Below are 22,563 nucleotides of genomic sequence, written 5' to 3'. Positions count from 1 at the left end.
AAACCTCAAACTTTAAACTAACCCAATCGAACCGGAAACTGGCAACTGGCAACCATTCACAACCGATTTGTAAACTTAGGTGTGTTTCCTAAAACAAGCGTATGATTTGCAATAATTCAACACCAGCACATACTCTTTCAGCACCTCCATACCAATAGACGCATAGTTATGCCAGGGCGACTCGATGATGCCGGTGGGCAGGTCTTCCATGTGCATACCTTCTAACTGCAGGCGATCGGCAGTGGTTCTGTATCCATGGATCGGGCCGTTGAACCCGAGACCGATCACACGTTGCGCGGTGCTGTGATCAAAATCCTTCATGTTGGTGGTCTTCAGCAAAAGCCCGAGTGTTGACCCGGTGTCGATCATCAGGTCGTAGGACTTGTCTTTTTCGGCTCTTACCAGGATGTTCGAGCTCATGATGGGCCGGGAATCAACGATGCGCAAAGGAACCTGCACATAGCCGCTCGGCGCCGTTGCCTTCATGGCCGGGCGAAAGGTGATGGTCCTGGCCAGTGTATTGAGCTCGATCTCGAATTTCAGGAAGATGTCGTAGCCGATGACGCCATGAACGTTCTCATACACGCCGAGCACGTTTCTTTCAGGCACCACCACCACGGGAATACTTTCACCCAGCACCTGCTCGATAGACACTTTGTTCTGCAGCGACAGGAAGCCATGAACGGGTTTCCCGGATCCAAGTCCGGAGAACTGGATCTGGCGCGAAGGGTTCAATTGCAGCAATTTCTGAAAACGCTTGCCGAACAACACGAGGTTACGGCAGCCTGTGTCCAGAATGAGGTTGAGGTTGATCGAGTCGTTGATGATCACGGGCAGCACGATCAGGCCTTTCACGGCCTTGTACCGGAGCGTCATCTCCTCTACCGAGTCGGGCAGGTAAAAACCTGAGCGGGTGGGCGAAGAGAATGTAACATTGCAAAAAAATACCAGGATCGTAACCTGAAGAATTATTGGGCGAAGGGATTTCATGGTCGGGAAGTTTTCGATATGAAAAGCTACCCTCCTTATATTTGGAATTAAACACGCATAAAGGCGGATTTTTCAGCCACGCCGAATCATCGAAGCCAGATCACCAACGCAGGGTTACACCCAAACTCGGTAAATGTATCGGTAAAATAGTAGTGAAAAGCATCACGCGACTTGGGTGATTTAATAGTAGGCAGTAGGCAAATCCGATCGCAGGCGATCGGGGCAGTTGACAAAGGACGAGTTACAAGAATTCCGGTGAGCTTCGCATTTATTGGCCTCTGAACGCAGCTCAGTCTTGTAAGCCAACGCCCGTTCTTTGTCAACTGCCCTTTGCCTACTGCCTACTGTTTTTACAGGTTATCCAGGAACGGTCTCCTGCGTTCAAGCTTGAGGTCCTGAAGCACAGAAGCTTTCACTGCGATGGTGAAGTTGTATGACTGGAATCTTCCGAAAGGCACCCACATCAGGTTCATCTGCCAGCAATGGAGCTCGCGTGAAATGCCTAGATTGGTTTGTGTGAATTCCTTCGACTCAAAATGGTAACCTGAGTTGTAAGTGATCTTCCACTTCTGCGAGACGGAAATATCTCCGGAGAATTGCAGGGTCTGTGTGATGTTCGGCTTCTGATTGACGGAATGCCCGTAGTTCAGGTTGTAGCCGATATTCAAGCTCCATGGAATGTCAAAATCTATATAGGCATGCGGGTTCTGAATGATGTGCTGCTTCTCGTTCTCAGGAATATTTGACTGCGCTACTTTTTCGCGTGTGGCAGCCTCTTTGTTCCGCATCTTCGGGTTGAGGTTTGTGTTCACGGCCAGCGTTGCGTTGGTGATCCTTCCGAGACCGCCGCCCGTATTCCAGGCATACCTATTATGTCGTACCTCCGTATACTTTGTAACTTCATTCTCTCCTGTACCCGTCACACCTACCGAATCCATCCTGTACTGATACGGATCGAGTGTTGCCGAGAGATTCACGTTGAGCATATTGTTCAGGATATTGGTATTGGCTGAGATCGAAATGGTGCTCAGCTTGAATTCCTCTGCCATCAGGTTGTAGCTACCACCAATGGAAAAGTTATTGAGCAGCATCACCTTGCGCTCAACGGTATCTTTGGCACCTTTCACTTTCATCTCGAGGTTGTTACCAAGGGTGAAGCCGATGGCTCCCGCTCTTCCCTGCGTGGAAGCTCCGTACACAAAACCCTGGTGCCTTTCTTTCAGTATAACAGCAGAATCGACTTCAGTACCTTTAAATTTTAGAGTCTCCTTAAAGAAGTACCGGCTATCGTTCGTAAAATCAGGGGTATAACCAAAAGAAACGCTGGGGTTAATGATGTGGCGTATAGCCTTCACTTTGCTCAGCTTGTTCTTGAAGAAATACATTCCATAGATCCGGGTGGTGAGACCGGTGCTGAAAGAATAGTTGGCGATCCTGTTGAAGGTGCGGCTTGTGTCAACAATAACAGCTGATTTCGAGGCCTTATCATACGCCCAGTTAAGGCTTTCAAAATACCACTTCTCTTCATAGTTCACCGACGGCGACATGGTGAAGTGCTTCAGCATTTTGAATGAATACGACAACGGCATGGAATGACGGATCCCTTTTCTCGCATTCTCCAAAAAGAACGGAAGGTTGTCGAAAGTAAATGGCGCGATACTGTCTTTGGTAGCCGTGGGCGACATCCTGCCCAGGTTGTTGGTGATGCGGTTGGTGGCCGTCATGGCGTAGCCGATGGAAACATTGTCCAGTGAGCTGGTCTTTCCTTTCCGCTGAAAAGGATAGATGTTGGTCATGTTCACCGACAGGTTGGGCGCGGGTATATCTACGAGCCCTGTTTGCAGGTCCTGGCTGTGGCTGAGATTCACACCTGCCGAAAAGGGTGTGCCTGTAAACCGTTTGTTATAAGAAACGTTCGAGTTCAGTTTCGTACTGATGTTGTTCAGCGAGCTCGACGAAAAATCGTTGCTGGTGCCATACATCATGTTGTTGTTCTTATTAAATGTCGACGTTGCTGCGTTCACCGAAGCGGCAAAACGCCCTGTGCCTTTCGATTGTGGCGAGTGGCTCCAAGTGAGCCTGAAGTCGTTAGACACATCCGTGTCTTCGATGTTGGTTCCCATCCTGTTCTTGGAATAGGTGAAGTTGAAGCTTCCGTTGTAGGCATACCGCTTCATGTAATTGGAGATGACATACAGGGCATGGCCTCCTTTGGAATAGATGTCGCCCATCACCGCCAGCTTCACGTATTCATTGATATCGAAGAAATAACCGCCATTGCGCAGGTTGAAGCCCCGCCTCCGCTCTTCGCCATAGGAAGGGAATATGATACCCGACTTGCTTTCGCGTTGGGCGGGGAACATGCCGAACAGGAATCCGGCCGGCAGGGGAATATCATTGAACTCCATGTAGAAAGGTCCCGCAACGATCTTGTCGTTGGGAATGGCCTTGGTCTTGGTGGCGCGGATGCTGTAGTGCGGATGCTCCAGGTTACAGGTTGTATACCGGTTCCTGACGCTGAAGATCTCGTTCTGATCATTTTTAAAGGCCACACCGCTGTGCATAATGGCTTCACCCTGCTGCGTGACCACTTCCATGATGCGGGCGCGTTTGGTCTTGAAGTTGTAAATGATGCCCTTCGTTTCATACAGCTCGCTGCCGTTTTTGAAAAGCGGATACCCGATGCGGTTGCCGAGGGAATCGCGCACTCCCTGCGCCGTGACCGTGCTGTTGGCGTAATCGATCACGATCTCTTCTGCCTCGAGCTCAATTTCGCCGTATTTGATCTTGGCCTCCCCAAAGAGCCAGATCTGTTTTCCATCAAAGGTAGCCCGGATGGAATCTCTGGCAGTATAGTTGATGGTTGTTTCAATATCACTTTTGCGGGGTGGAATGCTGTCGTTCTTGGCCCGGAGCGTATCCGACGGGCTGACGAGCGAATCCGCAGAAATGCGGAGGGAATCAGACTTTACGCCCACCGTATCCGTTTTTATAGGTAACGGCCGGGCAGGATTTTTTAAGGGTCTTTCTACCTGAGCAACCGTGGGAACCGCTATAAAAAGAAATGCTGCAATGAAAATGACAGAATACCGCACAGGCCCCGAATTGATGGTCAGATCTTTAGGTTTTAGGGAAAAATTCTCAACTTTGCGTAAAGTTATTGCAAATAGTTTGAACATTGTAATGCCTGTGAGGAATATTGGAATAACCGCGGTCCTGGTAGCAATAACCTTGCTAAATTCTTCGAGTACCCTGATCAAGCCCGAATTTAAAGTCGATGTGGTGGTTATTGATGCCGGCCACGGAGGCAAAGACCCGGGAACCAGGGGTAACAAAACACTTGAAAAGGATGTTGCGCTCAAAATTGCCCTTAAACTTGGCCATCACATCGAAAAGAATGTGCCAGGCGTGAAGGTGATCTATACCCGCAAAGACGACCGGTACCTGGCCCTCGATGAACGGGCCGACATCGCCAACAAAAGCAAAGCCGACCTTTTTATCTGCATCCACGCCAATTCATTGCCTGGCAGCAAAGCCCTCGGAACGGAGACCTATGTGATGGGCCTCCATAAGGACAACAGCAACTTTGAGCTGGCCAAACGCGAAAATGCGGTCATTCTGATGGATGACAACTACAAAGAGCGTTACGAAGGTTTTGACAACAGCCCCGAATCCTACATCCTCTTTTCCCTGACCCAGAGCGCCTACCAGGAAAGCAGCCTGCTGTTTGCCTCGAAGATCGAAGACCAGTTCAAGCTGCGGGCAGGGCGGAAAAGCAGGGGCGTGAAACAGGCCGGGTTCGTTGTGCTGTGGCGCACCACCATGCCCAGCGTTCTGATCGAAACAGGTTTTTTATCCAATTCTACTGAAGAGCAATTCTTACGCACAGATTCAGGCCAGGAGCTGATCGCGTCAGGAATATATAGGGCATTCAAAGAATACAAAAGTGAAGTAGAATCTATAAATTGAGCCCAAATTCCAGGGTACTGCCCTTATCTAACTAACTCAGGATGAAACTATCGAAGGAAGTAAAAGTAGGACTGTTCATGGTATCGTCCATTGTATTGCTATACTTTGGATTCAATTTCCTGAAAGGAATAGACTTTTTTTCGTCAGACAAAAAGTATTACGCGATCTATAAGAACATCGACAAGCTCGCTGAATCAAACCAGATCTTTCTGAACGGATACGCCATTGGCCGCGTGAGCGATATCGAGATCCAGCAGAACAAGAACAGGGTCATCGTGGAACTGTCCATCGATTCCGAGATCATTGTAAGCCGCTCGTCCATTGCCGTGCTGAACGGTGAGTTGCTGGGGGGCCGATTCATTACGTTGATGGTAGGACCGCCAGACGAGGTATTGAAGGCAAAAGACACCATTCAGACCGATGTGGCCAAAGGACTCACCGACCTCATTGCAGAAAATGCCGAGCCCGTTGCCGCCAACCTGCAGACCACATTGAAAAAAATTAACGGTGTGCTAGATACCCTCGGCCAGAGTACTGTGCTGCTGAGAAATATGCTGGTAGACCTGCGCACCACGCCCAAGCTGCTGAACAGCACCATCTCTTCCGTAAAAGGCAACGTCGGTGAGATCTCCGGCACTTTTCAGACCGTTGGCACCAACCTGAACAACACGCTTACCGACCTGAAGCCCACACTCCAGAACTTCAGAACGTTATCCGATTCCTTGAAGATGATCCAGCTCAATGGCACGCTGATCAAAGCGCAACAGACCATCGGCAAACTGAATGAGACCCTGAGCAAGCTGAGCAAAGGCGATAACACGGCCAGCAAGCTGATGACGGAAGATTCATTGTATGTGAACCTTAACAGCCTGCTTCAGAACCTTGACTCGCTGGCGAATCATTTTAACGAGAACCCACGCCATTTTATGGCACCCCTGGGCAAAAGTCGCAAGAAGATCGAACGTGAGCTGAAAGACCAGAACAAAAATTCCGGGAAGAAAGACTGATCTTCTTCATCGGGAATAGTATTTTACCTCACAAAGCCTGCAGTTTTATACAAAGGCATTTGGGAATTAGACATTAGGGCATTGGAAATGCAGGAAACCTCTAATGCCTGATGCCCTCCCGATAACTATCGGGATTCCTGATGCCAGATCCCGGAAGGACAACAGACAGCTTAAACAAGACCGACACCTGATCATCGGAGAACTATGACAGATTTGGAATTCAACAAGAACGAAGACCAGCTCAAGCAGCTTGTCTACCAGCTTCGCACAAAAGAGAAAAAAACAAAGCTTGGCGGCGGCGAAAAGAAGATCGACGAACAACATCAGAAAGGAAAACTCACGGCACGCGAGCGCATCGCTTACCTCATCGACAAAAATTCTGAATTCCAGGAGATCGGGTTGTTTGCCGGGGAAGGAATGTACAAAGATGTGGGTGGATGTCCTTCTGCGGGTGTGATCACCGGTATCGGCCACGTTGAAGGACGCCTGTGCATGATCGTGGCCAACGACGCCACCGTAAAGGCCGGTGCGTGGTTTCCCATCACCGCCAAAAAAAATCTGAGAGCCCAGGAGATCGCCATGGAGAACCGCCTGCCGGTGATCTACCTCGTTGACAGTGCGGGCGTTTTTCTTCCCATGCAGGATGAGATCTTTCCCGACAAGGAACATTTCGGAAGGCAGTTCAGGAACAACGCCCGGATGTCGTCTATGGGTATCATTCAGGTGGCGGCCATTATGGGCAGCTGTGTTGCCGGTGGCGCGTACCTGCCCATCATGTCTGACGAAGCGATGATCGTAGACAAAACAGGGTCTATTTTCCTTGCGGGATCGTATCTCGTGAAAGCTGCTATCGGAGAAGATATTGACAACGAAACCCTCGGCGGTGCTACTACCCACTGCGAGATCTCCGGTGTGACCGATAATAAATTCCCCAACGACCAGGCCTGCCTGGATTACATCCGTTCACTGTTCAAAAAATTCGGGCATCAGGAAAAGGCTGGCTTTGATCGTGTTGCGCCAACACCACCGGCAGAGAAGTCAGAAGGCATCTATGGTCTGTTCCCGTCAGACCGCGCCAAACCTTATGATACCATGGAGGTGATCAAACGCCTTGTAGACAATTCTGCGTTTGACGAATACAAAGCGCTTTATGGAAAAACGCTCATCTGTGGCACCGCACGCATCGATGGCTGGGCTATCGGCATTGTGGCCAACCAGCGTAAGGTTGTAAAAACAAAAAAGGGAGAGATGCAGATGGGTGGTGTCATTTACTCGGATGCGGCAGACAAGGCAGCCCGTTTTATCATGAACTGCAACCAGCGTAAGATCCCCCTGCTCTTTCTGCAGGATGTAAGCGGTTTTATGGTAGGCAGCAAAGCAGAGCACGGAGGCATCATCAAAGACGGCGCAAAAATGGTGAATGCCATGGCCAACTCAACGGTGCCCAAGTTCACCATCATCATGGGCAACTCCTATGGCGCCGGTAACTATGCCATGTGTGGAAAAGCATACGACCCCAGGTTCATTTATGCATGGCCTACTGCGCAGATCGCCGTGATGAGTGGTGCCTCTGCCGCCAAAACCCTACTGCAGATCAGGGTAAATACGCTGAAGTCACAGGGACAGCAGATCACGAAGGAGGAAGAAGAGAAATTATTGAAGGAGATCACGGATCGTTACAATGAGCAGCTGAGCCCCTACTATGCTGCTTCACGATTGTGGGTGGATGGTATCATTGACCCTTCCGAAACCCGAAAAATAATTTCCCTGAGCATCGAAGCGGCAAATCATGCGCCTGTAGAGAAATTTAACGTCGGTGTGATCCAGACCTGAACTTCACGCCCGCCAAAGAGCGTTTGTAAATTATAGAAAATTTCTACCTTCATGGCTCGAAAGAGCCGTAGGAAAACAAAGATTGGAATGGGAATGGAGTCAAAAGAATTTAAAGCGCTGGTCTCGCTGTTGGATGATGACGACGAGCAGATCATCTCGCATGTTCAGGAAAAAATACTTTCGTTAGGCACTTCCGTGATCCCTTTCCTGGAAGAGGAGTGGGAGAGTAATTTCAATTCGCAGGTACAACGCCGCATCGAAGATCTGATCCACGCGTTGCAATACGAGCTGCTGAAGGAACGGCTCAGACAATGGTACGAAAGTGAAGACCAGGACCTGCTCACAGGCATGTGGCTCATTGCCACCTATCAGTATCCCGATCTCGAGCTGATGAAACTGAGGCAGGAGCTCGAACAGCTCTATTATGACACATGGCTTGAATTCAAACCCGACCTGTATCCTTTCGACCAGGTGAAGCTCATCAACAGTGTGCTCTTCAACAAGCTGAAGTTTGGCGCCAACACCAAGAACTTTCACTCACCCGGCAACTCCATGATCAACGTGGTGCTGGAGTCGCGCAAAGGGAACCCTATCACGCTCTGTGTGATCTACATGCTTGTGGCGCAAAAGCTGAAGCTGCCTGTATACGGTGTGAACCTCCCCAACCTGTTTGTGCTCACGTATAAAGACGAGCGGCACCAGCAGTTCTATATCAACGCCTTCAACAAAGGATTGATCTTCTCCAAGCAGGACATCGAAAACTACATCAACGAACTCCACCTCGCCCCGCAGGATTCGTTCTTCCAGCCTTGCTCCAACCTCGAGATCATTCGCAGGGTATTCCGCAACCTCATCATGTCGTTCGACAAAATGGGCGAACACGCAAAAGCAGAAGAAGTGAAAGAGCTGCTTTTGATCATTGCTGATGGAGGAGACCTGGGCGTGTAAGAATAGTTGACAATTGACAATCCCGATAGCCATCGGGCAGTTGACAACGAGCAGGGTAACTATCTGGACTTTCCTTCGAATTGAAAGACACCCATCAGGGTATTCTCCAAACGTTGTCAATTGTTCTTTTGTCAATTGTCAACTTCTATACTACCGCATATCCTTCATAAGTTTCCCAAGCATCTGCAACCCCTGCCCTATTCTCTCGGTCCACGGTTGGCCATAGCTGATGCGGAAGCAGTTCTCGAAACGGCCTTGTGAAGAAAAGATCTGACCGGGTGCAATGCCGATGTTGTGCTTCAGGGCACGCTTGTGAAGCTTATAACCATTGATCTTCTTGTTCATCTCGATCCACAAGGTGAATCCTCCCTGCGGCCTGGTAATGCAGGTGTCATCCGGGAAGTAATCGGACACTGCCTGAACGTAACGCAGTGATTGTGTGTGCAGGGCCTTGCGCAGGTGGCGAAGGTGAAGCTCGAACCTGCCGTTGCTCAGGAAGTCGGCCACCGCAGCCTGCGAAAGTGTGTTGGTCGATACAGTGTGCATGCGCTTGAGGCGAAGCACTTTCTCCTTGAACCTTCCGGGAATTGTCCAGCCGATGCGATAGCCCGGTGCCAGCGATTTTGAGAACGAAGCGCAGTGAAGTACCAGCCCTTTCTTATCGAACGTCTTGCATGTTTTAGGCCTGGTCTTGCCGAAGTAAAGCTCGCCGTAAATATCGTCTTCGATGAGCGGAATGTCTTTCTTAGCAAGCATGTCTACCAGCCGCTTCTTATGTTCATCAGGCATGCAGCTCCCTAACGGATTGTTAAAGTTGTTCACGAAGAGGCAGGCCTTGATATCGAACCGCGGGATCGCCTTTTCAAGATAATCGAGGTCTACCCCGGTTAACGGGTCTGTTGGGATCTCCACCACTTTCAATCCGTGGCTTTCCAGCACCTGGAAAATGGCAAAGTAAGTAGGACTCTCAATGGCAATGGCGTCGCCCGGTTTGGTGATAGCCTTCACACAAAGTGAGAGGGCTTCCACTGCACCCGCCGTCACAATGATGTCGTCTTCGCTGGGTGTGCCTCCCCAGTTGAAGGCCTGGCGCGCGATCTGTTTTCTCAGCGCCGGGTTGCCCTGAATATGCTCGTAGTTAAGACAACAGGTCTTTGACTGACGCAGCACATGCATCACCGCCTTGTTCAGCTTGGCGGTAGGCAGCAGCTCAATGGCCGGCGCCCCCATGGAGAAGTTCAGCAGCTTCTCGTTGTTCAGGTCAACGTAAACGCTGTTGATCATATCATCAACGCTTACAGGAATGGCATCATCGGGCGGATCGCACGTTTTAGGAAGATCAAGCGTATGGGCGTGCGAGAACTTAACGTAGTATCCCGACTGCGGCCTGGCTTCGATCAATCCCTTGCTCTCCAACATATAGTACGCCTGGAAAGCGGTGCTCAGGCTGATGCCCTGCTCTTTGCTGAGGGCCCGGACTGAGAGCAGCTTATCGCCTACCTTGAGTACTTTCTTTTCAATAAGCGTTTCGATACGCTCCGCTACTTCAACGTATTTGTGATCCTGTTTTATTTCCAACGTCTCATTCATGGAATTAAAGGTTTTAGCGTTGACCTCAAACTGATATGCCCGAAATTAACAAAATAGAAACTGTTTTTCAACCCTCTTTAAACAGGATGTTCCTTTTTCTGTAACAGGATGTTCCTTTCTCTATCTATCTAACAAGGCTTCTGAAAGCTTTGAGACCTGTGAAACTAAAATCTGGGGAATGTTGTATCTTTATGATAGTTCAAAACCGAAAACGATGTCAAAGGCTTTCGAAAATGAATTCTTTAAAAATCTCGGCCTGCTGAGCAAGGAGCAGCAGAGCAAGGTATTGGCTTATATCAAAACGCTGCTGAAAACACCACCCAGCAGCAGTCATGAGCTTCTTCGATTTGCCGGAAGCATAGACAAGGCAGAGGTCGAGAAGATGCGCGCTGCTATCGAAGCAGGGTGTGGAAACATCGACAAAAATGAGTGGTAATATCTATCTGCTCGATACAAACATCATCATCGGTCTTTTCGCAAACGAATCCTCCATCACTGAAAAAATAAAAACCTATTCTGGTGATGTCTTCGTCCCGAGCATTGTGATGGGTGAATTATTTTACGGGGCAGAACAATCAACAAAAAAAGAAGAGAACAAAAAGAGGCTCGAGGCATTGGCCGAAGTGTCTTTTATACTTGATTGTGATACCGCCACGGCCAGGGTTTATGGGAAAATAAAAAGTCAATTAAAGGCCAAAGGCACGCCCATATCAGAAAATGATATTTGGATCGCTTCACTTGCTGCCCAGCACCAGTTAACGCTTGTCACCAGAGATAAGCACTTTCTTAACGTTGACTCCCTGTCAATGGAAACCTGGTAGCGCATCAAAGTCACTAACAATTTAGGAAGTGCCTTTGACCGACGTTTTCAAAAAAGGTTAATTCTTTATGCTGCCGCGATACCGTAATTTTAGGGTATGCTTTCATTCAATCACGAAGTTTTTCTTGAAGTGGCGCGGCAACTGAGCTTCACCAAAGCCAGCCAGGTATTGTACATCAGTCAGCCCGCGATAACAAAACACATTCAGCAACTGGAGAAACATTATAAAGCAAGCCTGTTCAATCGCAAGGGCAACACCATCTCACTATCGGAAGCGGGGCGTACGTTATTCGATTTCCTGATGAGGGCAAAGAGCATCGAAAAACAACTGGAGTACGAGATCAACACACACCGCGACAAGTTTCACGCAAAGGGCGAGCTGAAGTTAGGTGCGAGTACTACCATTGCCTTGTACATTATTCCCACAGTACTGTCAGGCTTTCGGAAGAAACATCCCGAAGTGCGGATAAGCCTGCTGAACCGGAATACTGAAAACGTACTGAAAGCCCTGCTTGACAACGAGATAGACCTCGGTATCGTGGAAGGAAAAAATAAAATGTCGCAGGTGCACAGTCAGCCGTTCCTGGCAGATGAAGTTGTTCCGGTATGCTCGGCGCACAGCTACCTGACAAAAAAAATGAAGTACACCATCAGCGATATCAAAGACATTCCCATCGTTCTGCGCGAACGTGGATCGGGTACACTGGCCGTGGTGAAACATGCGCTGGGAAGCCATGGCATCAAAATGTCTGACCTGAAGATCAGCATCAGGCTTGGCGGCACAGAAGCGCTCAAAAACTTTGTGCTGGCCGATGACAGCATGGGTTTTCTTTCCATGCGGGCTGTATCAAAAGAGCTGGCGTCAGGCGAGCTGGTGAGGCTGTACATCGACGGCTTCACCGTGGTTCGCCAGTTCTATTTTATACAACGGCACGGCGATGAAAACCACGGCCTGAACGATGCCTTCATCAAATTCGCGAAAAGCTATTATAACATTAAGTTATAGCTGATAATAAATCAGTATTGGCTGGAGAATAGCAAACCAGATACATTCGCAGCAGGCAAACGATAGTATGACTGCCACGAAAACCATAACATCACGTATTACTTCATTAAAGTGCTCGGCGTGTGATCGCCAGTTTTCAGTGCATGGGGTAAACACCTATGCATCGTGTGAAAAGTGTCAAAGAAGTCCGTTGATCAGCCAATACAACCTGTTACCAGGATTGCAACAGGAATTGATAGACAGCAACGAGCGCTCTATGTGGCGGTATGCGGCGCTGCTTCCCGTGCTCGATAAAAAGAACATTGTAACCCTTGGTGAAGGCTGGACTCCCCTGCTGAAGATGGACCGTCTATCCAGTATTCTTCAAATGGGCAGCCTCTCCATCAAGGATGAATCGTTAAATCCCACGGGCTCTTTTAAAGCCAGGGGATTGAGCATGGCCATTTCCAAGGCGAAAGAGCTCGGGTTATCCGACTGCATTATTCCCACGGCAGGAAACGCAGGCGGGGCCATGGCAGCCTATTGTGCACGTGCCGGCATGAATGCAACCGTAGTGATGCCCAGGCACACACCCCGGGCATTCAAAGTAGAATGTCAGTACTTTGGCGCACGGGTCATAGAAGTAGATGGCCTCATCAGTGATTGCGCGAAAAAAGTTGGTGAAATGAACAGCACCGGCGAGTATTTCGATCTCTCCACCATGAAAGAGCCTTATCGCCTCGAAGGCAAAAAGACCATGGGCTACGAGATCGCCGAACAATCTGGCTGGAAATTGCCCGATGTGATCCTATATCCAACAGGAGGCGGCACGGGCCTGATCGGAATGTGGAAGGCTTTCGAAGAAATGATGGCACTCGGATGGATCCCTGATAAGATGCCACGCCTCATCGCTGTTCAATCGGAGAACTGCAGACCGGTAGTGGATACTTTTTTCGATAACAAGGCGCCCGTTCCTGGCAAACCTACCCTTGCCAACGGACTCGCCGTACCGCATCCATTTGCGCATAAGCTCATCCAGCAGGTCTTGCACGAAACCGGTGGCCGGGCAATATCAGTAACAGAAGACGAGATCGTGACTGGTGTGAGAGCCATCGCGACGGCAGAAGGTATTTTTGTTGCACCCGAAGGCGGTGCGTTGCTGGCAGCCCTGAGAAACCTGCTCGACAACGGCCATATCAGAAGAGACGAGCATGTTTTGTTGCTGAACACCGGCTCGGGTTACAAGTATATTGAAAATCTCACGTGAAAATAGATGTGAGGCCTGAGATGTGAGTCCCGATAGCTATGGGAATGAGACGTGTGAGATTTTTGCCAGTTGGCGCACCCCACATATGGCTCTTTCCGATATGATTACACGGCCGGAAAATTTCACACCTACCGAAACCGGCAAACCGGTAACCGGCAACCAACTGCCCTTCAACGCACTTGCGTGGGTTCTCATCTACAAGAATATACAAGGGGTCGCACATTTTTAAAATAGTGTCCTAACGACACTTTCAAAGGAATCTTTTCAGCGGCTTTTCCGTACTATAGCCTGAATGGCCTACCTGAAATTCCTGATCGCCACCGTCATTGCTACCTGGAGCATCCTCTCCTTTGCTTATTCGGCGCCATTCGCGACTGATCCTTCACATCAGCAGGGGTTATTTAAGCAGACTTCTTATTACACCGTATCCAGCTGTGCCGTATTGGAGGAGACCCTTGAAAACGATTGCAAAAAAACCAACGATCAGGATACCACCGGAACCACTATCATCCTTTCGGCATCCGTTACCATCACATCGCTGGCAACACCGGTAACGCATCAAAAGGTACAAGGCACCTCACCGCTGTATTTGCTTCACCGCAGGCTGCTGATCTGAACATTACTCCCCATTTACGGCGTCACTCCAGGCTCTTTTGCTGCAGCCAACATTGTGACGCGCTTATCCAACTACTGTTAACGCAACATTAAATCTGTACTTACTTTATGAAAAGGCGATTCATCATATCTATGATCCTGTTTGTGCGATTTTTTTCAACGCTGGCTCAATCAGAACACGACCAGGCTCACGCGCTTCTGTTGCTGGGCATCGCACAGAATACTGATTTCCCGGTAACGTCAAAGGAATACACGATCACCATCCTCGGAAAATCTCCTATCTACGAGGCGCTGGTGGCGCACTCCAGGAATATGCACATCAACGGTCTTCCTGTTAAGGTGGTCGAGGTGCATGACGTGCACGAGCTAACGCCTGCGCAGATCATCTATGTTACGAACGAAATGAATGTTGTGCTGGCTTCGCTGGCCAGTAAAACAGCGCAGCAACCCTTGCTGATCGTCGGTGCCCATCCGGATCACTTCAAAATGGGCGCTGAGTTCAGCATTGTTCAGCTCGACAGCAATACATTCCGCTATAACATCAATAAGCAGGCACTCGACCGAAGGAACATCAGGGTCTCCAGAACGCTCATCAACTCAGCCCACACGGTGATCCAATAACCCAACGCCTGCACGATTTTTTAAACCACACGCATTTCGAACCTAATCCTAATCTTACCAAACCCCATGGATCGGATATTCATCTCATTGCTGATTGTATTGTTATTGACCAGCTGTACCTCCAAGAAAACCATCACCGTGCTCACAGACCGTTATGAAAGCAGCATGCGTGCCGATCATTCTGTGGTGGCCCAGCTCTCTGCCGTGTTGCATTCCATAGACATTAACCTTCAGGAAAATGTTGACACCGCCAGCCTGGAGCGAACATTTTTAAAACGTGTCAAGGCCAAGGAAGCAGATATGGCAATTGTAAAAAATGACATCCTCATTGACGACTCGCTGGCAGACCTGCGAACGGTGATGCCGCTGTTCCCCGACGTGTTCCTGATGCTGTGCAAGAAAGAAACCTCGTACAAAAATATAACCTCGCTGATGGAACACGGGCGTGTTGTCATGATCACCGACAAGAAAGAAGAGATCCCTATCATCAACGGTTTCCTGGAGAGTCTCAAACTTGATCCCAGGAATGTGATCTTCCTCAAAAATCCGCAGGAGCCAGCCACGCTGCAACGGGCAAAAGAAAACGCCGATGTGATCATCATGTTCTCTTCGCTGAACAACCCGATGGTTGGTAACCTGTTGGCAGAGAAGCCAGGCTTCACGCTTTACAGCACAACAGGAAAGGAGCCTGGCTCCGTCATTGACGGCTTCAGCCTTAAATTTCCGCAGGTAGTGCCGTACCTGATCCCGCAAGGCATCTTCAATGGATTTCCCAACGAGCCTGTTCAGACATTTGCGATCTACGATGTGCTGGTCTGCCATAAAGATGTGGAGCCCGAGCTTGTATATGACTTCAACGAATCAGTATTCAACGCGGAGGCCAGGCTGGCGCAGGACAATTTCGAATTCGGCCTGCTCACGGAAAAATTCAACAACCACACCTTCCTGTTCCCGCTGCATGCCGGCACCGTTGCTTACCTGAACCGCAATCAACCGAGCTTCTGGGAGCGTTATTCCGAGTTGGTGGGACTGGCCGTTTCCATCCTGGCAGTGATTGTCGGCGCCATTTCCACGAGCTATCACAAGCTGAAGCAACGAAAGAAAGACAGGATCGACGAGTATTATAAAAGGATCATCGAGATCGACGACCGGGCCCATGCGTTAAGCGTTACCCGCCAGGAGCTGGAAAGTATGCTGCAGGAGCTATCGCATATCAGGAAACGCGCTTTTCAGTTGCTTGTATCGGAGCGCATCGAAGCCAATCACGCGTTCATTATATTTCTGCTGCTGATGCAATCTACAGTGCAACGCATCGACACAGAAGCCGAGCACCTGCGCCACCTGTCGAGATCGACGTTTGTTCCGAGGGAGAATTGAGCATCTGCTTCGGAAGCTTATTTCGCGTTGATAGTGAAGGACGTGCCAGTTACTAGATTCGCTTCTGGTTGCCGGTTGCCAGTTACCGGCTTTGTGTGGTGTGACTATCTGACCTGGTGTTACTATATCAGAAGAGAAACCTGCACGTTGAGAACGTGGTGCGCCAACTGGCAACCGGTAACTGGCAACCGGCAACCCTTTCACGTAACTCGCTAGTGTCACCGCTTGATCCCATGACACATCAGGTCGAGAACGAAGTCGAGGCGGTCGCCCATTTTTTTAGCGCGGTTGTCTTCGAGCAGGCCCATTTCAATTCCGCGGAGCGAGCTCAGTATGATGTAGCTTACGTCTTCGAGGGTTTCGTCACTGATCTTTTTGAGCTCCTGGCGGGCAATTCCGAAAGACAGAATTCCTCTCAAAAGCTCGAGTTCTCTTTCTTCGTAAGACTTTTTCAGTTTTTTGATGAGCTGAGGGTTTTCGGAGATCTCACCGAATACGATGCTATACAGTGCTGCTTTCTGGCTGATCGCCCGGATCTTGCTCGATGTAAAGTTCCGTAGTTTTTCCTCGGCGGTGGATGCCTGCTCTACAGCGTATTTAACCGAATTGAAGACCTCCTCCATATCTTCCTTGATCACTGAATCAAAGATCTCGTCCTTGCTCTGGTAATAATAATACAATGTGCTTTTCCCTTTACCGGCTGCCTTAGCAATATCTTCCATGGTCGTTTTGAAGAGACCAAATCGCTGAAACAGCCCTCGGGCAGCATTAAGCACCTCAGCTCGGATCAATTCATCTTTGGATAATACTATAGGGCACATGATTTCTGACTTATTTCATTTTTTAGGGTTTAATGATACGGTTTCGCAACCGAAGGGAAAAACCGTTGGTAAAAGGACTTCAAAAGAGACGTTCCCGGTCCATTTTGTTCATTTACAGACCTCTACCAATCGTCTAAGATACCGATAATTCCGCAGATCGAAGTAACCGTCATATGAATCTGTGGTGTAATAAATGTGAACGATTTTAAAATTTCTTAACCTTCAATTGAAGTCACGAGATCAGCGCAACGTAACGGCTGAAGAAACGCCGGAACTTCTGATTCTTTTGCAGCAACAGCTCGAACAGCGTGATACCCGCCACAGCGGTAACGATACCTGCCAGCACATCGAGCACGTAGTGATGGTTGGTATACACCGCCGCGAACCAAATGCCTGTGGTGATCACTGCAAACACGAGGGTTGCCACGCCCAGCCTATTCTTCCAGGCAGCATATACCACCACCATCGGGTAAGCCGAATGCAGCGATGGCATGGCGGCAAACACGTTGGAGCTCTTGGAATACAACGACTGAAAGATGGTGACACCGAAAAAGCTATCGAACCTGGCAAGGCCCGCGGTATTGCCCGGCGTAGACTGCACCAGGTCAAAGCCGTGCTGGCTGACATACCAGGGGGGCGCCGCGGGATACAGGTAATATACAACAAATCCCACCAGGTTCACGATCAAAAAAGAAAGTGAAAACCTGAGGAGCTGCTCGCGATCGCGAAAGAAAAGAAAGACCGCAAAGCCCAGTGGCACAGGGATCCAGCAGAGATAAAAAAGACCCGAGAGCACATCGGCCAGTGCATAACTGTGCAACTGAAAATATTCGTTGGGCGTAAGCCGCGCGTCACCTTGCTGAATACCGAAAAACCCGACCTCCGCGTTGTACAGGTCCCTGATGTGCACATCGTTGAACAGGTAGTTCGGAAATGCCTTCATGTAATCGAAGATGATCCAGAATACAATGAAAACGGAGAAGCCGAGAATGAATTTCCGCGTCGCCGCCGAAGCCAGGTAAAACGTGCAGAAGATCGTAGCCAGGATCAGCTGATCCGTTTTAAAACCGATCAGGAAAAAGGAAACCAGAAGGTATCCAATGGACACTGTCAACGCGGTCAGCACTTCGCGCCAGGATAATTCTCTTGGTATCGGGGCTACCGGATAGTTCATATTACTTTTCAAAATCAGATCTGAAAATTTTATCCCACAAGGCAGAGCTCACACCATAACCTTTAGAGGCATCCGTATAATGATGAAGCATGTGGTGCTGCTTCAGCCGTTTCCAGAAAGCGCCTTTGAAAGTAAAATGATGCATAGCGTAGTGTGAGATGTCGTAAAACAGATAACCGCTCATAAAGGCAGCGAAGAACGCCGCCACCCATGGCGTTGGCAATACAAAGTGAAAAAGAAAATAGAAGCCTGTAGCCAGCGGGATGCTGACAGACGGAGGCATGACCAGGCGCATGGCATCGTTGGGATAATCGTGATGCACGCCATGGAAAATAAAGTGGATCCGTTGTCCCCACCTGGAGCTGGGCTCGAAATGGAAGATAAACCGGTGAAGCACATATTCGGTCAGGGTCCAGAACAACAGTCCTCCGAGGAAGCTGCCGATGAAAGTCAATGCGTCGTTATGAAGCACGGCAAACGCCCTGTAAATGAAATATACGATCACCGGCACGTAGATAAAGAGCGGCACAGTGAAATGTACTTTCGAAAGGCTTTCCAGCAGGTTGCTTTTGAACATGCGGGTTGACTCTTTTCCGTTCGACACAAAATTCTTCTTCATAAACATCAAGGCTTAAATGTTTGGGTGATCTCTTTACCCGTTGCCGGGTCCGTTCCCTTCACTTCAACACAGACCACATTGGGCAGCCAAAAGCTACCACCTTCGATCTGCAGGAACACGCGTGATACTTCGATCTCGGCGCCGTTAATGGTGGCCACAATACGATAGCGGTCGTCACGCGATGACCGCGTCAGGTAAAAAGGCATTTTCTTGTACGAGACAAAACGGAGCTCATATTTGTCGTGAAGCTTTTTGGTCTTCAGTCCATAAGCATAATGTTCCTGGATAAACGACAACTCTTCTTTCTGACCCTGCTCGCCGTAACGCAGCCAGTAAACATGCACGGGCTCTTCAGGATCAGGAACGCCGCCATGCAGGTTAACGTCGTACATGATGGTGTTGGTATTCGGTGTGCGCTGGATATAAAACAACGAGCTGTTGTCTGCAGGAGGAACCGGGAATTTTTTTTCGATCCTGCAGGTACATGGCTCTTCTTTGGCCTCAGCATTGACGCGAAGGCCTGGAATGATGATCAGCAAAAAGCTTATCAGCAGGTTCATGATCGCTACTTATTAAATTCTTTTTTGTCGAGTGCTCTCTTTGCATCGCGAAGCCGGTTGATGGCCGTAATGTTTGTCAATACCGCCATCACCGTAATGGGAATGGTGAACACGGAAATGGTCTCGAACACGTGGAACGGAATGCCGGGAACGAAGAGCTTGTAGTTACCTCCGATATAATAGGAAGTGATCCCGCAGGCGATGGCTGACACGCCTACCAGCACCACACGTTCAGGCCGCTGCATCAACCCACCTTTGCATTCCACACCAAGTCCTTCGGCACGCGCACGGATGTAGCTCACCATCATGGAACCGATGAGGGCCACAAACGCGAAGAGCGAGCTCAGAAAATAATGATGTCCGATGAGGTAATAACAAATGCCCAGGAACATAACCAGCTCACTGTAGCGGTCGAGCACCGAATCGTACAGGGCGCCGAACGACGAGCTCATATTGCCCAGCCGCGCCACCTGCCCGTCGAGCATATCGAACAGGCCTGCGAAAAGCGTCAGCGCTCCGGCCCATCCTACGTACGACAGATCGCCACGATTTCCTTCTTCGGCACCCATCACAAAGATCACCGCCACACCCATGTTCAACGCCAGCCCCACCGTAGTAACCGCATTCGGCGTGAAGCCTATGCGTACCAGGAATCTCACCACAGGATTGATCACCTTATAGATCACCTGCTGCAACACAATCCGAAGCTCCTGCTTCTGCATCGTTTTTTTATCTATTGTATTTTGGATAGTATGGTTCATAAATAAAAATCAAAAATCAAATTTGAATCTCGCACGCAGGCCCCACTTCGATACACCCGGATTGTCCAGGTACGAAAGTCGCTTCACTACATCCACCCTGATCAGCTTGAAGATGTTGGCGATACCCACGCTCGCTTCCATGTAAGGCTCGCGCTGAAGCGAGTACGTTGTAGTGACCCCTTCTGCATTCACCGGAAATATGAATGCCTGGTGATTTTTCTCCGGATCGTTCTCCGGGCGAATGCTTCCATAAAGGAGCTTGAAGGTTGCCACCTCTCTCCATTTGAGTCTTTTGAACAACGGTATTTTGTTAAAAATGAATCCATTGAAATAATGATCTAAATTCACACTCACATATTTGTCGCTGACAAACTCGAGGAAGTTCATCAGGTTATACGACTGCAGCTGGTATGAATACGTCTGGTTGGCACGGTGTATGGCAAGCAACGGGAAGGGTACATTCCCGAAAATATAGCCGCCTTCTGCAACCACATCAGTATAACCGAACTGCGACAGGTATACACGTTTATAAACATTCAGTGCCACATTCTGATAGCTGTATTGACTGTTGAACAATCCATCCACACCTGCGATCAGCCTGCCGGTGAAGATCGGATACTTGTTGGGGATCGGGATGCGGTAAGATTTTCCCTGGTAGAATTGCTCATCCGGCGCCCAGCGAAGCTCGACCAAAAATTCCGACGTGGTTACGTTGGGAATAGAAACGGAGGAATCTTCATTTCTCACCTGGTACGTCAATCCACCAGCAGGGGTCTGCTTCCAGTTCTTGAAGCCGATGCGGTAAGAGAAATGGTTATCGAACTCATGCACGTAGTCGATGTTCCAGATGTCGTTATACAACCACTTATCGTTGACACCACGCTTGAATGATAATAAGAAGTTATCTTCCTGCACAAACTGCAGCTCCTGGCCCGGGATCTTCGTATCGTGCTGGTAGCTCGCCCGTAGCGTCCTTACCGGGAATTCGAGGAAAGACTTGCCCGTGAAAGAATAGGTGGCACTCAGGAAATACTTCCATTTTTCGTCTTTGAATCCATAGGCACCATAGGTTTCGAAATACAGCTGCTCGTTGAACTTGGGCGTGGTGCGTCCGCCAACCCTGAGCCTGAAGCCTTCCACCGGGTTGAAACTGTAGAAGGTGTTCACAGGTCCCAGCTCCCACCATCCAAATCCTTTGTAACCTGCCAGGAGCAGTGTGGCGATATCCATGGTGCGCCTGAACGACGGAACTTTCTGAAGGCTGTCGATATTCTGGTACACTTTTGATTCGGCACGGGTGAGTGAATCGTGGCGGTTGGTTTGCCAGAACTCTTCTGTATGCTCTTCAGCATCTGTGAGTGTTGTCTCCGCTTCGCCCGAGTAAAAATTCTCGTTGCGGGGATTGTTCACCGTGAAGTTCTTGTACGACACCACACGCTCGCCAAACATGCCGCCGCCAGCTTTAGACAGACCGAAGTCCGCGCGCATGCGGCTTCTCGAAACATGGTAACGGCCGTCTTCGGTCTTTTCAAAATCCTGATCGATGGACAGCTCACGTACCCAGTTCAGGTTGATGTTCTTGTTCACGGTCATATCCGCTTTCTTCACCGCATAGTTGCTGTCAAGCGTTACATACAACCTGCCCTGGAAGAGGAAGTCGGCCGGATTGCGCGGTGCAAATGAAAGCTCCACCAGCGGAGGCGTCTCACTTTTCAGCGTATCGGTAATGTAAAACTTGTAAAAAGTAGGCGCACCATCGGCAATGGGACTTAGGAACTGGTTGGTGAGTAGCGTGATGTTATTATTGTAAATATCGATATCGTTATACAGATAGTTCAGGTAGGTGCTCAGACCCTGGTTATCGATATAATCGTCGAAGCTCACTTTCTGATGGCCTTTGGTGACGGATTTCTTCTTTTCAGGATCGCGCCGGTAATACTGATCCGTCAGCGTCTCCTGAAGGTAAATGGGCAACAGCGCTTTTCCTTCAATGGTAGTGGTGTCTACGTTATCGAACAGCCACTTGTACTTCCGGAAGAGCTTCCGCTGCCTGAACTTATCCGACATATTGCTCAGCGACATCTGAAGTTTTTCATATTGTTCATATTCGGCGAAGTTGTAGTGCTCCATACGGTTCTGGTCTTTACGGGCGATCATCTCGCGCACCAGGTCTACCGCCGGGTTGTTCTTGTTACGATACCGTTCACGTCCTTTGCCGGGGGTGATCACTACTTCTTTCAGCTCCTTTGCTTCGGGCGATAGCTTCACATTGATCACCTGTGTTGCTCCGGGCAGGATCTTTTTGACAACCGTTTTATATCCCAGGAATGAATAATACAATTCCGTATAGGTAATGTTGCTGGTGTGAACGGTGTAGTTCCCATCGGCATCTGCCATGGCGCCTATTGACGTGCCCTTGAAATAAACATTCACAAAGGGCAATGGCTCTTTTGTTTCCGCATCGGTCACAACGCCGCTGACCACCGTAGCCTGGCCGAAAGCCCATGAGGCGCACAGGAACAGGCACACGAATAGCAGGCTTACCCTGAGAGATAAACGACCAAAGCCCTCCAGTTTCCCTGCTATTAACATGGGATCTTTCGTTC

20 protein-coding genes are annotated in these 22,563 nt (G+C 49.3%); 11 read left to right on the top strand and 9 right to left on the bottom strand.

Annotated elements, in window-relative coordinates:
* Positions 1–75 precede the first annotated feature (75 nt).
* Together KK083_RS16305 and KK083_RS16300 are read right to left on the bottom strand one after the other, a co-directional pair.
* Positions 76–990, bottom strand: coding sequence for an aspartyl protease family protein (locus KK083_RS16305; protein WP_254164624.1), 915 nt, complete (start codon positions 988–990; stop codon positions 76–78).
* A 350-nt stretch (positions 991–1,340) separates the two neighbouring features.
* The gene (locus KK083_RS16300) at positions 1,341–3,968 is read right to left on the bottom strand and encodes a putative LPS assembly protein LptD (protein ID WP_254164622.1); all 2,628 of its coding nucleotides are present in this window, start codon (positions 3,966–3,968) and stop codon (positions 1,341–1,343) included.
* Positions 3,969–4,173: 205 nt separating this feature from the next.
* On the opposite strand from KK083_RS16300, the gene KK083_RS16295 reads away from it, so the two are divergent.
* From KK083_RS16295 to KK083_RS16280, 4 genes are all read left to right on the top strand, one after another.
* Positions 4,174–4,959, top strand: a complete 786-nt coding sequence (locus tag KK083_RS16295) for an N-acetylmuramoyl-L-alanine amidase family protein (RefSeq protein ID WP_254164919.1) — start codon at positions 4,174–4,176, stop codon at positions 4,957–4,959.
* 41 nt (positions 4,960–5,000) lie between these two features.
* Positions 5,001–5,966: an MlaD family protein gene (locus KK083_RS16290; protein ID WP_254164620.1), complete on the top strand. Its 966-nt coding sequence runs from the start codon at positions 5,001–5,003 to the stop codon at positions 5,964–5,966.
* Positions 5,967–6,170: 204 nt separating this feature from the next.
* On the top strand, positions 6,171–7,799 hold the full coding sequence (locus KK083_RS16285; RefSeq protein ID WP_254164618.1) for an acyl-CoA carboxylase subunit beta: 1,629 nt from the start codon (positions 6,171–6,173) through the stop codon (positions 7,797–7,799).
* A gap of 93 nt (positions 7,800–7,892) precedes the next feature.
* On the top strand, positions 7,893–8,747 hold the full coding sequence (locus KK083_RS16280) for a transglutaminase-like domain-containing protein (RefSeq protein WP_254164917.1): 855 nt from the start codon (positions 7,893–7,895) through the stop codon (positions 8,745–8,747).
* 150 nt (positions 8,748–8,897) lie between these two features.
* Here KK083_RS16280 and KK083_RS16275 read toward each other — a convergent pair whose 3' ends face one another.
* The gene (locus KK083_RS16275) at positions 8,898–10,337 is read right to left on the bottom strand and encodes an aminotransferase-like domain-containing protein (RefSeq protein WP_254164616.1); all 1,440 of its coding nucleotides are present in this window, start codon (positions 10,335–10,337) and stop codon (positions 8,898–8,900) included.
* A gap of 214 nt (positions 10,338–10,551) precedes the next feature.
* On the opposite strand from KK083_RS16275, the gene KK083_RS16270 reads away from it, so the two are divergent.
* The 7 genes from KK083_RS16270 to KK083_RS16240 all read left to right on the top strand — a co-directional run bounded on the left by KK083_RS16270 (position 10,552) and on the right by KK083_RS16240 (position 16,022).
* Complete coding sequence (locus KK083_RS16270) at positions 10,552–10,773, top strand: hypothetical protein (protein WP_254164614.1); 222 nt, start codon at positions 10,552–10,554, stop codon at positions 10,771–10,773.
* The gene (locus KK083_RS16265) at positions 10,763–11,158 is read left to right on the top strand and encodes a type II toxin-antitoxin system VapC family toxin (protein ID WP_254164612.1); all 396 of its coding nucleotides are present in this window, start codon (positions 10,763–10,765) and stop codon (positions 11,156–11,158) included. Before KK083_RS16270 ends, KK083_RS16265 begins: the two co-directional genes overlap by 11 nt.
* Positions 11,159–11,254: 96 nt before the next feature.
* On the top strand, positions 11,255–12,163 hold the full coding sequence (locus KK083_RS16260) for a LysR substrate-binding domain-containing protein (protein ID WP_254164610.1): 909 nt from the start codon (positions 11,255–11,257) through the stop codon (positions 12,161–12,163).
* Positions 12,164–12,230: 67 nt separating this feature from the next.
* Positions 12,231–13,409 carry a threonine synthase gene (locus KK083_RS16255; RefSeq protein ID WP_254164608.1) on the top strand — a complete coding sequence of 393 codons (1,179 nt, stop codon included), beginning with the start codon at positions 12,231–12,233 and terminating at the stop codon, positions 13,407–13,409.
* Between the two features lie 292 nt (positions 13,410–13,701).
* Positions 13,702–14,025 carry a hypothetical protein gene (locus KK083_RS16250; protein WP_254164607.1) on the top strand — a complete coding sequence of 108 codons (324 nt, stop codon included), beginning with the start codon at positions 13,702–13,704 and terminating at the stop codon, positions 14,023–14,025.
* A gap of 107 nt (positions 14,026–14,132) precedes the next feature.
* The gene (locus KK083_RS16245; protein ID WP_254164605.1) at positions 14,133–14,645 is read left to right on the top strand and encodes a YfiR family protein; all 513 of its coding nucleotides are present in this window, start codon (positions 14,133–14,135) and stop codon (positions 14,643–14,645) included.
* 66 nt (positions 14,646–14,711) lie between these two features.
* Complete coding sequence (locus KK083_RS16240) at positions 14,712–16,022, top strand: TAXI family TRAP transporter solute-binding subunit (RefSeq protein ID WP_254164603.1); 1,311 nt, start codon at positions 14,712–14,714, stop codon at positions 16,020–16,022.
* Between the two features lie 218 nt (positions 16,023–16,240).
* Here the strand turns inward: KK083_RS16240 and KK083_RS16235 are convergent, their stop codons facing one another.
* The 6 genes from KK083_RS16235 to KK083_RS16210 all read right to left on the bottom strand — a co-directional run bounded on the left by KK083_RS16235 (position 16,241) and on the right by KK083_RS16210 (position 22,549).
* Positions 16,241–16,843, bottom strand: a complete 603-nt coding sequence (locus KK083_RS16235; RefSeq protein WP_262899548.1) for a TetR/AcrR family transcriptional regulator — start codon at positions 16,841–16,843, stop codon at positions 16,241–16,243.
* Between the two features lie 232 nt (positions 16,844–17,075).
* Positions 17,076–18,029, bottom strand: a complete 954-nt coding sequence (locus KK083_RS16230; RefSeq protein ID WP_254164599.1) for a phosphatase PAP2 family protein — start codon at positions 18,027–18,029, stop codon at positions 17,076–17,078.
* A complete protein-coding gene (locus tag KK083_RS16225; RefSeq protein WP_254164597.1) occupies positions 18,019–18,636 on the bottom strand; it encodes a sterol desaturase family protein in 618 nt (205 codons plus the stop codon). The genes KK083_RS16230 and KK083_RS16225 overlap by 11 nt, the downstream gene beginning before the upstream one ends.
* Positions 18,637–18,641: 5 nt before the next feature.
* Positions 18,642–19,196, bottom strand: coding sequence for a DUF4833 domain-containing protein (locus KK083_RS16220; RefSeq protein WP_254164595.1), 555 nt, complete (start codon positions 19,194–19,196; stop codon positions 18,642–18,644).
* Positions 19,197–19,201: 5 nt separating this feature from the next.
* Positions 19,202–19,957, bottom strand: a complete 756-nt coding sequence (locus tag KK083_RS16215; RefSeq protein ID WP_254164593.1) for a CDP-alcohol phosphatidyltransferase family protein — start codon at positions 19,955–19,957, stop codon at positions 19,202–19,204.
* A 9-nt stretch (positions 19,958–19,966) separates the two neighbouring features.
* Positions 19,967–22,549, bottom strand: coding sequence for a DUF5686 and carboxypeptidase-like regulatory domain-containing protein (locus tag KK083_RS16210; protein WP_254164591.1), 2,583 nt, complete (start codon positions 22,547–22,549; stop codon positions 19,967–19,969).
* Positions 22,550–22,563 lie beyond the last annotated feature (14 nt).

This window comes from Chryseosolibacter histidinae, assembly GCF_018598225.1.
Classification (GTDB): domain Bacteria; phylum Bacteroidota; class Bacteroidia; order Cytophagales; family Cyclobacteriaceae; genus Chryseosolibacter; species Chryseosolibacter histidini.
This window is presented reverse-complemented; position numbering and strand designations above follow the sequence as displayed.

Coding starts and splice junctions, on each gene's coding strand:
- KK083_RS16250 (WP_254164607.1), top strand. CDS start 13,702: ATGGCCTACCTGAAATTCCTGATCGCCACCGTCATTGCTACCTGGAGC.
- KK083_RS16280 (WP_254164917.1), top strand. CDS start 7,893: ATGGAGTCAAAAGAATTTAAAGCGCTGGTCTCGCTGTTGGATGATGAC.
- KK083_RS16265 (WP_254164612.1), top strand. CDS start 10,763: ATGAGTGGTAATATCTATCTGCTCGATACAAACATCATCATCGGTCTT.
- KK083_RS16225 (WP_254164597.1), bottom strand. CDS start 18,636: ATGAAGAAGAATTTTGTGTCGAACGGAAAAGAGTCAACCCGCATGTTC.
- KK083_RS16255 (WP_254164608.1), top strand. CDS start 12,231: ATGACTGCCACGAAAACCATAACATCACGTATTACTTCATTAAAGTGC.
- KK083_RS16215 (WP_254164593.1), bottom strand. CDS start 19,957: ATGAACCATACTATCCAAAATACAATAGATAAAAAAACGATGCAGAAG.
- KK083_RS16275 (WP_254164616.1), bottom strand. CDS start 10,337: ATGAATGAGACGTTGGAAATAAAACAGGATCACAAATACGTTGAAGTA.
- KK083_RS16305 (WP_254164624.1), bottom strand. CDS start 990: ATGAAATCCCTTCGCCCAATAATTCTTCAGGTTACGATCCTGGTATTT.
- KK083_RS16240 (WP_254164603.1), top strand. CDS start 14,712: ATGGATCGGATATTCATCTCATTGCTGATTGTATTGTTATTGACCAGC.
- KK083_RS16220 (WP_254164595.1), bottom strand. CDS start 19,196: ATGAACCTGCTGATAAGCTTTTTGCTGATCATCATTCCAGGCCTTCGC.
- KK083_RS16245 (WP_254164605.1), top strand. CDS start 14,133: ATGAAAAGGCGATTCATCATATCTATGATCCTGTTTGTGCGATTTTTT.
- KK083_RS16285 (WP_254164618.1), top strand. CDS start 6,171: ATGACAGATTTGGAATTCAACAAGAACGAAGACCAGCTCAAGCAGCTT.
- KK083_RS16235 (WP_262899548.1), bottom strand. CDS start 16,843: ATGTGCCCTATAGTATTATCCAAAGATGAATTGATCCGAGCTGAGGTG.
- KK083_RS16260 (WP_254164610.1), top strand. CDS start 11,255: ATGCTTTCATTCAATCACGAAGTTTTTCTTGAAGTGGCGCGGCAACTG.
- KK083_RS16290 (WP_254164620.1), top strand. CDS start 5,001: ATGAAACTATCGAAGGAAGTAAAAGTAGGACTGTTCATGGTATCGTCC.
- KK083_RS16210 (WP_254164591.1), bottom strand. CDS start 22,549: ATGTTAATAGCAGGGAAACTGGAGGGCTTTGGTCGTTTATCTCTCAGG.
- KK083_RS16270 (WP_254164614.1), top strand. CDS start 10,552: ATGTCAAAGGCTTTCGAAAATGAATTCTTTAAAAATCTCGGCCTGCTG.
- KK083_RS16295 (WP_254164919.1), top strand. CDS start 4,174: ATGCCTGTGAGGAATATTGGAATAACCGCGGTCCTGGTAGCAATAACC.